This window comes from Bacillus sp. ATD (assembly GCF_050585765.1).
Lineage (GTDB): Bacteria > Bacillota > Bacilli > Bacillales > Bacillaceae > Bacillus > Bacillus stercoris.
In genome coordinates this window covers 41,120-55,324 of sequence record NZ_JBOBQH010000011.1, presented here as the reverse complement: position 1 = coordinate 55,324, position 14,205 = coordinate 41,120, and the positions used below count along the sequence as shown (strand labels likewise).

The 14,205-nt window shown below is 45.5% G+C and carries 13 protein-coding genes; 2 read left to right on the top strand and 11 right to left on the bottom strand.

Translation table 11 applies throughout. The features are described 5' to 3' along the window. Positions 1-82 precede the first annotated feature (82 nt). The 10 genes from acoL to ACQXR1_RS19550 all read right to left on the bottom strand — a co-directional run bounded on the left by acoL (position 83) and on the right by ACQXR1_RS19550 (position 11,272). Positions 83-1,459, bottom strand: coding sequence for an acetoin dehydrogenase complex dihydrolipoyl dehydrogenase (acoL, locus tag ACQXR1_RS19595; protein ID WP_430772722.1), 1,377 nt, complete (start codon positions 1,457-1,459; stop codon positions 83-85). A 20-nt stretch (positions 1,460-1,479) separates the two neighbouring features. After that, a complete protein-coding gene (gene acoC / locus ACQXR1_RS19590; protein WP_430772721.1) occupies positions 1,480-2,676 on the bottom strand; it encodes an acetoin dehydrogenase complex dihydrolipoyllysine-residue acetyltransferase in 1,197 nt (398 codons plus the stop codon). A 13-nt stretch (positions 2,677-2,689) separates the two neighbouring features. Next, a complete protein-coding gene (gene acoB / locus ACQXR1_RS19585) occupies positions 2,690-3,718 on the bottom strand; it encodes an acetoin:2,6-dichlorophenolindophenol oxidoreductase subunit beta (RefSeq protein ID WP_014663223.1) in 1,029 nt (342 codons plus the stop codon). A gap of 3 nt (positions 3,719-3,721) precedes the next feature. Beyond that, positions 3,722-4,723, bottom strand: coding sequence for an acetoin:2,6-dichlorophenolindophenol oxidoreductase subunit alpha (gene acoA / locus ACQXR1_RS19580; protein WP_430772720.1), 1,002 nt, complete (start codon positions 4,721-4,723; stop codon positions 3,722-3,724). A gap of 229 nt (positions 4,724-4,952) precedes the next feature. After that, on the bottom strand, positions 4,953-5,642 hold the full coding sequence (locus tag ACQXR1_RS19575) for a hypothetical protein (protein WP_069322455.1): 690 nt from the start codon (positions 5,640-5,642) through the stop codon (positions 4,953-4,955). A gap of 29 nt (positions 5,643-5,671) precedes the next feature. After that, entirely contained in the window at positions 5,672-6,124 is a 453-nt protein-coding gene (locus ACQXR1_RS19570) for a DUF6884 domain-containing protein (RefSeq protein ID WP_430772719.1), read from the bottom strand. Positions 6,125-6,320: 196 nt separating this feature from the next. Beyond that, entirely contained in the window at positions 6,321-7,298 is a 978-nt protein-coding gene (locus tag ACQXR1_RS19565) for a tRNA dihydrouridine synthase (protein WP_095432336.1), read from the bottom strand. A gap of 742 nt (positions 7,299-8,040) precedes the next feature. Next, on the bottom strand, positions 8,041-8,325 hold the full coding sequence (locus ACQXR1_RS19560; RefSeq protein WP_103750004.1) for a YfzA family protein: 285 nt from the start codon (positions 8,323-8,325) through the stop codon (positions 8,041-8,043). A gap of 570 nt (positions 8,326-8,895) precedes the next feature. Continuing rightward, on the bottom strand, positions 8,896-10,296 hold the full coding sequence (gene rlmD / locus ACQXR1_RS19555) for a 23S rRNA (uracil(1939)-C(5))-methyltransferase RlmD (RefSeq protein WP_243572386.1): 1,401 nt from the start codon (positions 10,294-10,296) through the stop codon (positions 8,896-8,898). A gap of 112 nt (positions 10,297-10,408) precedes the next feature. After that, the gene (locus ACQXR1_RS19550) at positions 10,409-11,272 is read right to left on the bottom strand and encodes a DNA-3-methyladenine glycosylase family protein (protein WP_430772718.1); all 864 of its coding nucleotides are present in this window, start codon (positions 11,270-11,272) and stop codon (positions 10,409-10,411) included. A 117-nt stretch (positions 11,273-11,389) separates the two neighbouring features. Here ACQXR1_RS19550 and corA point away from each other — a divergent pair, with 117 nt between their 5' ends. After that, positions 11,390-12,349 carry a magnesium/cobalt transporter CorA gene (corA, locus tag ACQXR1_RS19545; RefSeq protein ID WP_095432315.1) on the top strand — a complete coding sequence of 320 codons (960 nt, stop codon included), beginning with the start codon at positions 11,390-11,392 and terminating at the stop codon, positions 12,347-12,349. A gap of 98 nt (positions 12,350-12,447) precedes the next feature. Then, positions 12,448-13,308: an NAD(P)-dependent oxidoreductase gene (locus tag ACQXR1_RS19540; protein WP_069839972.1), complete on the top strand. Its 861-nt coding sequence runs from the start codon at positions 12,448-12,450 to the stop codon at positions 13,306-13,308. Between the two features lie 36 nt (positions 13,309-13,344). Here ACQXR1_RS19540 and pdaA read toward each other — a convergent pair whose 3' ends face one another. Next, positions 13,345-14,136 (bottom strand): delta-lactam-biosynthetic de-N-acetylase, encoded by a 792-nt coding sequence (gene pdaA / locus ACQXR1_RS19535; RefSeq protein WP_069149179.1) that lies wholly within the window; start codon positions 14,134-14,136, stop codon positions 13,345-13,347. Positions 14,137-14,205 lie beyond the last annotated feature (69 nt).

Sequence of the window (14,205 nt, the reverse complement as noted above, 5' to 3'; positions counted from 1 at the left end):
TCATCTATTGTAGGGGAAAAATAAAGCGCTTTCAACAATAAAAAAGCAGGCGCTTATAACCACTCGCCTGCTTTTCCTCTTATTATGCATGTACTGCAAGCCCGATCGTGCTTAGCAGCGCCTCGTGCAATGTTTCCGATAAAGTCGGATGGGCGGCGATAAAATGCTCCGCCATATCAGCCGTCATCTCACCATTCATGATCGCTGCCGCCTGGCCGATAAGCTCGGTTACATCCGGACCAATCATCGAAACACCTACAATTTCGCCGAATTCCGGTTCAGCTATGATTTTGACCTTTCCTTCCGCTTGCTGTTTAATGAGCGCCTTTCCGTTTGCGGAGAAAGGAAATTCTCCAATCTTCACATCCCCGTATACGCTTCTTGCCTGTCGTTCTGTCATTCCGATACACGCGATTTCCGGGGACGTGTAGATGCAGCGCGGCACATGTTTCTCATTGATTTTGACATCCCTTCCAGAAGCATGAGAAGCAGCGATGATGCCCTCATGGAATGCGGCATGCGCCAGCTGGATGCCTCCTATTGCATCTCCGCACGCGTAAATATGAGACACGCTCGTCTGCATGTGTCCATTCACAGGAATGCCTGTTGGAGAAAAATCAACTCCCGCCTGCTCCAGCTGTAATCCGTCAAGACGGGGTTTTCTGCCGATCGCCACCAGTATATAATCGGCCTTCGTTTTAAACTCACGCTGGCCGCTTTTCCATATAGCCGTTTTCGCTGTTTGATCCACCCGCTCTAACCTGGATGAAATATGCACTTCAACACCGTCTTCCTCAAGCTTTTCTTGAAAGAGACGGGCGATATCTTCATCTTCAGCAGGGACCAGCTGTCCCGCTGTTTCAATGATGGTCACCTTCGATCCCAATCTGGCAAACAGCCCTGCATACTCACACCCGATGACACCGCCGCCGACAATGACAAGTGAAGACGGAATCTCGGAAAGAGAAAGCGCGTCTTTGCTGTCGATGATCCATTCGCCGTCAAAAGGAGCGAACGGCAGCTCGATTGGCTCTGATCCTGAGGCAATCAATACTTGGTCCGTCTCTCTGATTTCTTTTGCGTTTTGTCCTTCGATCAAAAGCTTTCTTTCAGAAAGAAAGGAGGCTGTTCCCTTTACAACCTGTATTTGATTTTTCTTCATTAGGTACTGAACGCCTTGAACAAGCTGTCTGACAACCTGCTGTTTGCGGTTTTGCATTTTACTCCAATCGACTGATATCGCACCTGCGGGGAGTTCGATTCCAAAGCTGCCGGCATGCTTGATTTTATCAAGAACGTTTGCGCTTTCTAGCAAAGACTTCGTGGGGATGCAGCCTTCATTCAGGCAGGTCCCCCCAAGCTTGCCTTTGTCAATGAGCAGCACGTTTCTGCCCTGCTGTGCCGCGGAGACCGCAGCCGCATAGCCTGCAGGTCCGCCGCCGATAATGGCTAGTGTCATGTCGTTTTCACCTGCTTTTCCTATAAAATTAATGCCGCGGGTTCTTCCAAATATGTTTTAATCGCCTTCAGGAATGCAGCTGCTGGAGCGCCGTCACACGCTCTGTGATCAAATGTCAGGCTGAGCGGCAGGATCGTGCTTCTGACGATCTCCTCCCCTTGGTACACCGGTGTGTCATAGCTTGCTCCGATGCCAAGAATGCCTGCTTCAGGCGGATTTAATATCGGTGTGAAATGCTCAACGCCAAAAGCGCCAAGGTTTGTAATGGAGAAGGTAGAGCCTTGCAGTTCTTCGCTTCCCGCACGTCCCTCGCGTGCTTTTTTGGCATTTTCTGAGATGGATTGAGCCAGTTCAATCAGCGATAGCTTTTCAGCATGGCGGATGACAGGCACCACTAAGCCATTTTCCAAGGCTACAGCCATACCAAGATGCACATGAGGATGTGTGATGATGCGCTCATTTTGATAAAAGCTGTTCAGCACAGGGTGAGCTTGCAGTGCGAGAACGGCGGCTCTTGAGACAAAATGAGTGATTGTCAGTTTTGTGCCGTACCGTTCTTCCGCAGCTGGTGAAAGCTGTTTTTGAAGAGTGGCAAGCTTAGTGATATCAGCCTTCATCGTAATCGTCAGCTGCGCGCTGTTTGCCAAGCTTTCCTGCATTCGGGCAGCGATGACTTTTCTCATGCCTGTCACCGGAGTTTCCTGCGCTTTCTGATCAGAAACAGGTTTTGCCTGAGCTTTTTTCTGTTCAGCCAGCGCCTTTGTCACGTCATCCTTCACGATTCTTCCGCCTGGTCCGGTGCCTTTCAGCTGTTTCAGGTCTAACCCCGCTTTTTCCGCTATTTTTCTCGCAACTGGAGATATTTTCAATCGATCTTTTTTGGAGGCTGCGGGTTTGTTTTCTTGTTTGACGGGCTGGACGGCTTGCGGCACGCTGTCTTCAGCAGCAGGCCTGCTTGCCTCTTCCTGCACCGACTCATTGGCGTCCCCGATGTAGCAGATTGCTGTGCCGGGCGGAACCTCTTCACCCTCTTTCACTTTGATGTCGATCAGCGTTCCTTTTTCAGGCGCTTCGATCTCCATTTCAATTTTCTCCGATTGAATGCTGGCAATGCTTTCTCCCTTTTCAACCGGATCGCCTACTTTTTTATTCCATATCGATACTTCCCCTTGTTTCATCGCCATTCCTAATTTTGGCATCACTACTTTTACTGCCATTTGTGTCCCCCCTTTAGTTCATTGCCGGCTCGCCAAGCAATTCAAGCGTGACGCTGACAATTTTATCTGGTGTCGGCAAATATTGATCTTCAAGAACCGGTGAAAACGGCACTGGTGTATGCGGTGCTGTAATCCGTTTAATCGGCGCATCAAGCAAATCAAAGCCTTTGTCTGCGACAATCGCTGCAATATCCGTGGCAATGCTGCATCGCGGATTGGCTTCATCAATGATGATCAGCCGGTTTGTTTTTTCCAACGATGTGAAAATCGCATCCTCATCCAGAGGAGACAGACTGCGGGGATCAAGCACCTCAGCTTCGATGCCTCTCTCTGAAAGCTGTGCAGCTGCTTCAAGCGCGGTATTGACCTGCTTGCCGACTGCAAATAGCGTGACATCATTGCCTTCACGTTTGATGTCCGCCTTTCCGAGCGGAATTGTATAATAATCTTCCGGCACCTCGCCCTTCATGTTGTAGGACGTCTTGTCTTCAAAGAAGAACACCGGATCATTGTCTTCTATTGCTGCAAGCAGCAGACCTTTGGCATCATACGGGCTGGATGGAACAACCGTCTTCAGTCCCGGGATGCTGGTGAAAAGGCCATACAGCGCTTGTGAATGCTGGGCAGCGGCCCGAAATCCCGCTCCGTATGTGGTGCGGACGGTAATCGGCACTTGCGCTTTACCGCCGAACATATAGCGGAATTTCGCCCCTTGGTTGATCACCTGGTCAAAGCATGTGCCGATAAAGTCATTAAACATTAATTCTGCAATCGGTCTCAGCCCGGTTGATGCCGCAGCCATAGCCGCACCCATGTAGCCCGCTTCAGAAATCGGTGTGTCCAGCACTCTTGTGCGCCCGAATTCCTGTACGAGCCCCTTTGTGACTCCTAATACACCGCCCCATGCTTCATCATCCTGCAAATGATCGACAGCCGCTCCGCCGGCAACATCCTCACCGATCAAAAGCACATTTTCATCTCTTCTCATCGCAAGCTTCATTGCTTCATTGATCGCGTCTGACATGCTTATGACTCTCGCCATCTCTTACATTCCTCCTTTTTCATATGACACGTACACATCTGTCAGCAGCTCCGAATCTTTTGGATATGGGCTGTCTTCGCTGAACGAGACGGCTTTTTCAATCGATTCGCTGACACGCTGTTCAATGTCTGACAGTTTATTAGCATCTGTTTCTTTTAAAAGGTAGTTTTTAAAGCCTTGAATGGCATCTTTTTCTTCAAGGTGCTCAACTCTTTCATCCTTCGTTTTATAGGTCTGGGCATCCCCTTCGAAATGGCCGTAGTTTCTGTAGGTTATACATTCAATCAAAGACGGGCCTCCGCCGTTTCTTGCTCTTTCTATCGCTTCCTCGGCTGCCTGGTAAACTGCTAAAATATCTTTCCCGTCAACTGTCACCCCCGGCATGTTATAAGCAGCCGCCCGATCGGCGATTGAATCACAGGCTGATGCGTACTCAAATGGGGTAGCTTCACCATAGCCGTTGTTTTCAGCAACAAACACGACAGGAAGGTTCCATACAGCCGCTAGATTCAGCCCTTCGTGGAAGGTGCCTTGGTTATTTGCCCCGTCTCCAAAAAAGCAAACGCTTACATTTTTAGTCTGTTTATATTTAGCCGTGAGCGCTGATCCGCACGCGAGCGTAAATCCGCCTCCGACGATTCCATTTGCCCCTAACATGCCTTTATTAAGATCCGCAATGTGCATAGAACCGCCCTTGCCTTTGCACAATCCGGTCGCTTTCCCGAAAATTTCCGCCATCATGCCATCCAGATCACAGCCTTTGGCGATACAATGTCCATGTCCCCTGTGTGTGCTTGTAATGCTGTCGCCATCATGTAAATGAGCGCACACCCCAACAGCCACGGCTTCCTCACCGGCATATAAATGAACGAATCCGGGAAGCACTCCCTGGGCGAACAGGTCATGCACTTTGTCTTCAAAGCCCCTGATCTCCAGCATCTTTTGGTACATCCACAGCGCTTTTTCCTCAGTTAATGACAAGCCTTCACGTTTTAACAATTCCATTTTGTGCGCCTCCTTCTATTTAGGGTTCACAATTATAAAAGCAAGAAGTGTGCCAGTATTTGAAGCCCGTCAAATCAGCTTTTTCATTTTTACACTGGAGACAGTTTGAGACGGGTGTCTCGTTTTGTCTCAAACTGATCCATTTGTCTCGTTTTACAGCATACAAAAAAGACCGGGCATCACCCGGTCTTTGACAATGATCGACGTATTTATTTCCTTGGAAATGATGTTAACTTCCTAGTTCCTCTGCATCGTTTGATTGAATAGCTGCTTTTGAAAGAAAATCAATTGAATATTTGACATATCCGATACCGCCGTCCCCGTCCTTCTGCATACAGTCTATCGTGCCGTTTGAGTATGTATATCCCTTTTCATTAAGCGTTTTTCTGACCGTTTCCGCCATCTTTGCGGCATCTGTTTTTGATAACCCGCTGGCGTCTAACTGAATCGTCATGCTCATAGGCGCTTTTTCAGCCAGCTGTTTGTTCCATTTTGTATCTAACGTGAACTGTCCATTTTCGATACTCAAAGCAGCATCAGCTTTTATAAGTCGAGGAACCGCTTTTTTCAGATCTGCTTCGATTGCCTTCGTTGCTTCTTCATTTACATGTTTTGCTACTGATTCGGTATACGCTTCTTCAATCCCATCGCACGTTACTTTAGGATGTAGAAATCCCTTCGTACACATTGGGTAGCGATGAGATTGGGAGGTTGCTTCGAATACATATTCAGAGGTTTTAGCGTTATATACCCCATTCGTGATCTTGATTTCTTTCTTCGGATAGGTTTGTTTCACATAAGAGACTAGCTTCTGCTCTGCAGCATTTTTCGAAAATGGATCACCAAACCATACATGATAGATATATAGTCCGCATCCGAATAACGCAATGGCAAGCAAGCCAAACACAAGTTTTTTCATGTTCCCACTCTTTTCTTCATATGTACGTGCTACAGTTCATGCTTTTCTTCAACAGCCCGGTTAAGCGCTTGAAGCATATAGCCAATGCCTTTGTACGATGACAGCGGCCAGCTGATATGCTGATGCTCACCGACGACGGCGTTGAGAACGTTTCGATATTTTTTCCCGCCAAGCATGACTAGCTCTTCAATATCAGAAAAGTCCTTTTCGTAAAATTGGCGGCCCAGCTCCTCCGCTGTCATGATTTCCGGATGACCGGTGCCAAAAGTGACATCGTAATTTTCCGATACGATATCATCAGGGCGAAGAAAGCCGTGCTTCGCCGACAAAATCACCCACTCATCGAAAAATGCTTTCGCATACCGCTCGCACGCCTGATGAAACGGGCTGAGATAAGCGTCCGCCGCTCTTACCGGCCCGGCATCAGGCTGGACATCCCAGATTTTTTTCTTGCCGCAGGGGATGATGCATAGCCGTTTCATGTTTCTCTCCCCCTTTATGAGATATGTTCACTAAATGCACCATTATTTTCTTACAATAACGCTGAGTAAAAGCTGCGTACAAAAAAGACCCGGAAATCGGAATTGTTTATTTTACCGAACATCCAGGTTTATTTTAGTCAAGAATGGTGTGAAAATCCCTTTATTTTGTTAGCCTTTTTTGAATCAAGCACTGCTGTTACTCTATCCCATCAAGATACTTCCTCTCAAATTCATCGAGCAATGCACGCACTTCATCTGTTGACTTTGTGTTCATGCATTGATTTCTTAATTCACTTGCTCCTCGGAACCCGCGAAGGTAAATCTTGAAAAAGCGAGGAAGAGGTTTGTACGGACGTGCTTCTAATGCTGAATACTTATCATGGAGATCCAGATGCAGCCTTAAGAGATCAAGCAATTCCTTGCTGCTATGCTCTTTCGGCTCCTTTTCAAAAGCGAAAGGATTCGTAAAAATACCGCGCCCTATCATAATTCCATCGACGCCGTATTGTTCAGCAAGTTTCAAGCCAGTTTGACGGTCAGGAATATCCCCGTTTATTGTTAACAATGTATCTGGTGCTACCTCGTCACGAAGTTTCTTAATCTCCGGGATGAGCTCCCAATGCGCATCTACTTTGCTCATTTCTGCTCTTGTACGCAAATGAATAGAAAGATTGGCAATATCCTGTTTCAAAATGTGTGTCAGCCACTCGCGCCATTCGTCTACATCCGTGAAACCAAGTCTTGTTTTTACGCTTACAGGCAACCCCCCCGCTTTTGCTGCTTGTATTAACTCTGCTGCAACTTCCGGCCGGCGAATAAGACCGCTTCCCTTACCGTTCTGTGTCACATTAGGCACAGGACAGCCCATATTGATATCTAGGCCTTTAAATCCTAACTCTGCCATGCCAATACTCATTTTACGGAAGTTTTCAGGCTTATCTCCCCATATATGGGCCACCATTGGCTGTTCATCCTCTGTAAAAGTCAAACGGCCGCGTACGCTATCCTTCCCATCCGGGTGGCAATAGCTCTCTGAGTTTGTGAACTCTGTAAAAAATACATCCGGTCTGCCTGCTTCACTTACTACATGCCGGAAAACAACATCTGTCACATCTTCCATTGGTGCCAATACAAAAAATGGCCGTGGTAATTCACGCCAGAAATTATCTGTCATCATACATTCAAATCCTTTCATGATGGGATACAGTCAAACCTTTATCCCAAAATTAAAAACTGACCATGCTTTCTTTTTACACTTATAGCATGCGAAAGCATTTCTTATCAAACTATAGTAAATTTTGAACATTTCACTTTTTAATCGATAAAAAGTGAAACAGCAAACTGAAATAGAATAGATAAGATAGAACACCTTAATCGAATTAACGTAATGAAGTGTCGCTATAATTATCCCCATATAGTTCATCAACTTCTGAACCTTATAATCGGTTCGAGAGAGAAAAAAGTGTGATGATTATCTACACCTATTTTTTATATCTATATTGTGGTTTATTAATATTACCGCTGACCTTCATCTTTCTTAGTGGCCTTACTTTTGAACTTTTTGGATAAAAAGTATTCCAACCTAAATAGAATATCATATGAGTTCTCCCTATTACAAAAGCAAAATAATTGTACTGTTATTGAAGATAAGATATTTAACGCTACACCATATCCGTATCTCAATATCATTTGTGGAAAAACTAATTTCAAGAGATAGCCTGATTAAGTAAATTGAGTTGGGATGGCATATCTGAGTACTCGAGAGAATGAAAAAGCTTTAACTTACCGCTTGAGGGTGAGGACGGTAATCCTGATCCAGAACCAATAAAATAGACTGCTGACTAAGTGTCGCAGTCTCACTCATAAGATAATTAAGAAAGTGTACATTTTCTTTCATCATTAAATAAGGCATTGCTTTAATTTCGAATATCCTTTGTGATCCCTGTGATTATTTGTATAATAGTGAAAACTCCCAAGAAAACAGTAATAATATTAAACCATGGATGATCATAGAATGAAAGATATGTTTGAAAGAAATCCAGTTCAACTATGTTTGCTGGGAACCCATTCATTTCTCTATACTTAGGGCCCCATCCCGTTAATTCTACAACATTAAAATAAAGCTGCGAAACTAAAAATGCCAAAAACGTTTGAAACCAACTTCTTTTATATAACGGTCGTTTTTCGCACACTTTATCCATCTAATTCCATACCTTTCCTTACATTTCCATAAACAATATTTCACACATAATAACTGCAAGTCAATATACGATTTTACAAATTATGAAAATACATCTTTTATTTTACATTATTCTACTCATGAAATTCAATCATACTTAAGCTAATTTTTTCGGGATAATTACTGCTAATTAGAAAAATATATATTTAATGTTTTGCTTATATTTTATTTTTTAGAAGGGGGACAAATTATATACAATCTTATTATTTAATAAAATGCATAAAGGAAATAGAGTATAAAAAATGAAGAATTTCGATGGTTTTCATATTTGTAATTGTATCCAGTCAGCCTATAAGCTCACGCTGAAGAATCAAATTATGATGAAGATAATACACAAGACTTTTATGGGCGTTGATATGAACGTAATTAATTTAAGTTTATCTACTTTCTTATCAAAAAAAGATAAAGAAGATAGAGATCGCTAAGTAAGTCACTAGTGAATTGAGAAAGACAGTCAGAACTAGGGCTGCACATGAAAAAGACCCGGAAGTCGGCAATGTTCATTCTACCGAAATCCAGATCTGATTAGGACTTAATGAGACGATTTTAATACAAGCCTCGCCACTGCTTCAACATGAGCCGTCTGCGGAAACATATCGACAGGCTGAATATAGTCCACGCGATAGTCCTTCGAGAGCGTCTGCAAATCCTTCGCAAGCGTGGATGGATTGCAGGAAACGTAGACGAAGCGTTTCGGTTTGACTTTTTTGATCGTGTCCAGGAACGTTCTGTCACAGCCGGTTCTTGGCGGGTCTACGATGACGACGTCCGGGCGGAAGCCTTCTTTCGTCCATTTCGGGAGCCAGTGCTCGGCTGTTCCTGTTACGTATGTGGCATTTGCCATGCCGTGTTTTTTGGCGTTTTTCTTGGCATCGTCAATTGATTCCTTGATGACGTCCATGCCGCGGACTTCCTTCGCTCCGTCCGCCACCCACATGCCGATAGTGCCGACGCCGCAATACGCATCTACGACTTTTTCTTTTCCGGTCAGCTGCGCCGCTTTTTTCACTTCGTCATACAGCTTGACGGTCTGTTCGGGATTGAGCTGGAAGAAAGCGCGGGCGCTCAATTCAAAGGATACATCGCCGAGCACTTCTTGGATCACTGTTTTTCCGGCGAGCGGTTTCGTTTTCTCACCGAAAATCACTGAGGTTTTCTCCCCGTTTACATTCTGAATAATGGATTTGACCTCTGGCAATCGCTTTTGAATGGCTTTGACGATTTCTTCCTTGTGCGGAAGCGTTTCTTTTGCGGTTACAAGTACGACCTGCACTTCGCCTGTTTCAAAGCCGACTCTCGTCACGATCGTGCGAACGTCACCTTTTCGTTTTCTTTCATTATAAACAGACACATTGAAGTCCTCTAAAATGCGGCGGACAATGCCTGTTGTTTTGTTGGTTGCCGGATGCTGAACGATACAGTCTTTAATCGGAACGATGTCATGAGAATCAAGGCCGTATAAGCCGGCGATGATGCTGCCGCTTTGCGAGCGCCCGATCTGGAATTGGCTTTTGTTGCGGTAATTCCACGGATTGTCCATGCCAATCGTTTCTTTAATTTCCATGTTCTCTACTTTAAACTTCGTATGGCGTTCAAGAGACTGAATGACGATGTCGCGTTTTTCCCGAAGCTGCTGGCTGTATGCAAGGTGCTGGAGCTGACAGCCGCCGCATTGTTCGTACACGGGGCAAGGCGGTGCCACCCGGTGCTCAGACGCTTTGCGGATTTTCTTAATGCGGCCCTCCGAAAACTTAGGCTGGACCTTTGTGGCCTGCACCACAACCTCTTCACCAGGAAGCGCGCCGGGCACGAAGACGACTTTTTTCTTAAAATAGCCGACACCTTCTCCGTTAATGCCGAGACGCTTAATCGTCAGCGGAAAGGTTTGTCCGACCTTCAGTTCGACGGGCGCCTGTTTCTTTTGTTGGTTCACGTTTTTCTCTCCGTTTCTATATGAAGCTTTCTGCGGATGGCAGAAAGTGAAATGTTTTTTCACATCTAACTAGTATAACACGTTTGCAGGTTTTCCTTCATTGTCAGATGAATTATTCAATACTCCTCCACAAATATAAAGACGCATAGCTTAAATAAGGCTCCCACTCCTTGCTCATCGCCAGCATGACATCCTTTGCCGGCTTATCGTCCAGCTGAAAATGGCGTTTGATGGCATTCTGGAGGCCGATATCGGCAAGCGGGAATAAATTGGGACGGCCAAGTCCGAACATGAGGACGTTTTGCACGGTCCACGGGCCGATGCCCCTGATTTTGATCAGTTTTTTCATAATGTCTTCATCCGCCATATGCGTCAGTTCTGACAAGCTGAGTGCGCCTTCTGCGATCATCCTTGATGTATCAATGGTGTATTCCGCTTTTCTCATGCTGAATTGCAGATCACGCAGATCCTGATAATCGAGTTTTGCAATCGTTTCCGGCTTTGGATAGCACCACACGCCATCCTTCTGCTCGCCAAATGCATGAACAAACCGTTCTGTTAGCGTGTAAGCGAAGGACAGATTAAGCTGCTGGTGGATGATGCATTTCATCATGCAGTTGTACACACTGTAGTCCAGAACAAGCGGTGTCCCGGCATGCTCTTCAAAAATGGCGGACAGACTCGTTTTTGAAAAATGATCCAGAACGTGCTGCAAATGATGTTCCCATTGAAAAATCCGCTTGATTTCCTTCATCATCTCATCCTGATCCGTTTCCCCGCTAACGTGAAACTCAGGCTCGTCAGCATAGCCTAACGCCTGTACTTTTACAATACATACGTCTCCCGCATGATTTCTGATCGGCACGCGGACTTCTCTCGCCTCTCGATCGACAGCATTGAGGGGGTCTAAAGACAGCCTGTCCAATACGCGGTCAAAATGATACGGCGGCGTGACAGATACTTTTTCCTTCCACATGTGATCCACCCTTTTTCCGTTTTTGTTCAGTATAACATGCCGCTGGAAACAGGCAGAGAGTAGCGTATACTTTTCTCATAAAGACCGCATGATATAATGGCAGGTGGAGGGTTGTTTATGATCAACATTACCGCAATCACAACAGAGCATCAGCTGCTGAAAAATATACCGATTGAACGAGTGGAACAGCCTGATATTGCATGGTACTGGGTTGATTTTTACGGCCCGGAAGATACGGAAACGGCGTTATTGAGAGATTTTTTTCATTTTCATCCGCTTGCCATTGAGGATTGCTTCCAGCACATGCAGCGGCCGAAGCTTGACCATTATGACGGCTATCGTTTTTACGTGATTCATGCGCTGAATAAGGAAACACTAGAGACGGAGGAAGTCGATATTTTTCAGGGCGAACAATTTATCGTTACCTTTCATTTACACGAAACGCCCGGTATCGCCAAAGTCCGGGAGCGTTTGTATGCTTCACCGGACATATTGAAAAAAGGGCCTGGGCATATTTCTTATATGATCATGGATCAGCTTGTCGATGAATATTTTCCCCTCGTGTATAAAATTGAGGACCGGCTGAATGAAATTGAAGAAAGCCGCCCCCACAAAACGTATGGAACGCTGATGAACGAGGTGTTTGAACTCAGAACAGACCTATTGCATTTGAGACGGACGATTATCCCGATGCGTGATTTGCTCTATCGGATTTTAAGCCTTGACCATGTGAAAGAGCAGCGGGAAACGAAAGCCTACTTCAGTGACATATACGATCATTTGTTAAAGTTGTCTGAAATTGTGGAATCCAACCGGGACATGACGTCCGATTTGCGTGACAGCTACGTGACGCTAAACTCAAACCGGATGAATGCGATTATGATGACACTGACGATCGTGTCGACCATTTTCATCCCGCTCACCTTTATTGCCGGTGTATACGGTATGAACTTCGACTTCATGCCGGAGCTGCATTGGAAATACGGATATTTTGCTGTACTTGGCCTGATGGCCGCGCTTGTGATCGGGATGCTGATTTGGTTTGTACATAAAGGATGGTTCAATATTTTTAAATGAGGGCAGCGGGAAGCTGTTCTTTTTTGTTGTAAGCCGATTGCTATGCATATTCTGTTTATATTGTTTATAATGGAAAAAATATTCAGGGAGTGATCAGATTGAAAATTGCTGTCATCGGACTCGGCAATATGGGACAGCCCATTGCCCGAAATGTTCTTCAAGCAGGCTACGAATTGACTGTATATAACCGGACGAAACAAAAGACGGAAGAACTTGTCACAGCAGGCGCACAGGCAGCTGATACGCCGCGGCTGGCGGCAAAGTCCGCTGATATTGTCATGACAATGCTTGCAGATGATGATTCTGTCAGCGCCGTGACATTTGGAGAAGACGGGCTGCTTGAAGGATTAGCAGAGGATGGCATTCACATCTCGATGAGCACGATCAGTGTTGAATTCTCAGAGAAGCTCGCAGCGGCTCATGCAGAGAAAGGACAATCCTTTCTCGCCGCTCCCGTCCTTGGCAGACCGGATGCCGCAGCCAAAGCCGCGCTTCGCATCATAACAGCAGGACCGGCGGAAGCGAAGCAAACCGCCAAGCCTCTGCTCAATAGCCTCAGCCAGCAGGTATTTGACGTCGGCGAAGAAAGCAAGATAGCAAATGCAGCGAAAATCAGCATCAATTTCTTACTCGTGTCTATGCTGGAGGCGTTATCTGAATCTTTCTTAATGATGGAGAAGTACGGCTTAGAACAAAAACAATTTTTAGAAATTGCCAGCGCGCTTTTCGGCTCCCCTGTCTACCAAAATTACGGAACCATCATGGCCGAGCAGAAATTTGAGCCGGCCGGTTTCAAAATGTCATTAGGGCTGAAGGATACCAATCTGGCACTCGCCGCCGCAAAACAGGTTTCTGCAAATCTTCCTCTTGCCGAGCTGGCCAAGAGCCATTTTGAAAGCGGGATTGAACAAGGCTTCGGAGATCTGGATTGGGCCGCACTGATTAAATGTATAAAATAAAGAAAAGCCTCTCCGTTTCAGGAGAGGCTTTTCTCATTACAAGGACGGCATCTTCATTTCTTTCTCAAACATCAGATCATCAATGCTTTTAAAAGTGTAGCCTTGTTTTTTCAGGTCTGTGATCGCATCATCCAGTGCTTCAGCATTGTCCCTTGATACAGTGTGAAGCAAGTAAATAGCTCCCGGGTGCGCCTGCTTGATCATATGATCGTAAGCATATTTCTTCCCCTTCTGGTTATTGATTTTCCAATCAACAAAAGCGACCGACCAGAAAACGGTTTGATAGCCGAGGCGTTTCGTTTCTTTCAGTACGTACTCACTAAACACGCCGCGCGGCGGGCGCAAGTACAGGTTGTCCTGCTTTCCCGTAATTTTATAAACCTCTTCGTTGACTGAATCAAGCTCATCCTGAATCTGATCAGCTGTTTTTGTCGTTAAATCCGGATGGTGAAAGGAATGGTTGCCGATAATATGGCCCTCATCTGACATTCGTTTAATCAGCTGAGGCTGGTCCTTTACGAAATGCCCGGTGACAAAAAACGTTCCTGTTACGCGATGTTTTTTTAAGACATCAAGCACTTTTGGCGTATAGCCATTTTCATACCCGTTATCAAACGTTAAGTAAATCGTTTTTTCCTTTGTATTCCCTAAATAAAACGCATCATATTTTTCAATTAAGCGGTTCAGCTGCTTCCCGGCATCTGGCGGCTGATGATTGACACTTCGTTTAAAGCCCCAATTAATCGGCTCATTCGGCACCGCTTCCGCCTGTGCTGCACCTCCGGCAAGCAATACGGCGGCGCAGCATATTGAACACATCCACTTCATGGCCAGCGCTCCTTCTGCATTTTTTCTTATTTTACAGATAGGGGCTTTGTTTTATACTGTTGCTTTATG

Excerpts from the sequence above, each read along its gene's own strand:
- ACQXR1_RS19550 (WP_430772718.1), bottom strand. The coding sequence starts at position 11,272 with ATGTGGAAGGAAAAAGTATCTGTCACGCCGCCGTATCATTTTGACCGC.
- ACQXR1_RS19565 (WP_095432336.1), bottom strand. The coding sequence starts at position 7,298 with ATGACAGATAATTTCTGGCGTGAATTACCACGGCCATTTTTTGTATTG.
- corA (WP_095432315.1), top strand. The coding sequence starts at position 11,390 with ATGATCAACATTACCGCAATCACAACAGAGCATCAGCTGCTGAAAAAT.
- ACQXR1_RS19575 (WP_069322455.1), bottom strand. The coding sequence starts at position 5,642 with ATGAAAAAACTTGTGTTTGGCTTGCTTGCCATTGCGTTATTCGGATGC.
- acoL (WP_430772722.1), bottom strand. The coding sequence starts at position 1,459 with ATGACACTAGCCATTATCGGCGGCGGACCTGCAGGCTATGCGGCTGCG.
- acoB (WP_014663223.1), bottom strand. The coding sequence starts at position 3,718 with ATGGCGAGAGTCATAAGCATGTCAGACGCGATCAATGAAGCAATGAAG.
- pdaA (WP_069149179.1), bottom strand. The coding sequence starts at position 14,136 with ATGAAGTGGATGTGTTCAATATGCTGCGCCGCCGTATTGCTTGCCGGA.
- ACQXR1_RS19570 (WP_430772719.1), bottom strand. The coding sequence starts at position 6,124 with ATGAAACGGCTATGCATCATCCCCTGCGGCAAGAAAAAAATCTGGGAT.
- acoC (WP_430772721.1), bottom strand. The coding sequence starts at position 2,676 with ATGGCAGTAAAAGTAGTGATGCCAAAATTAGGAATGGCGATGAAACAA.
- ACQXR1_RS19560 (WP_103750004.1), bottom strand. The coding sequence starts at position 8,325 with ATGGATAAAGTGTGCGAAAAACGACCGTTATATAAAAGAAGTTGGTTT.
- acoA (WP_430772720.1), bottom strand. The coding sequence starts at position 4,723 with ATGGAATTGTTAAAACGTGAAGGCTTGTCATTAACTGAGGAAAAAGCG.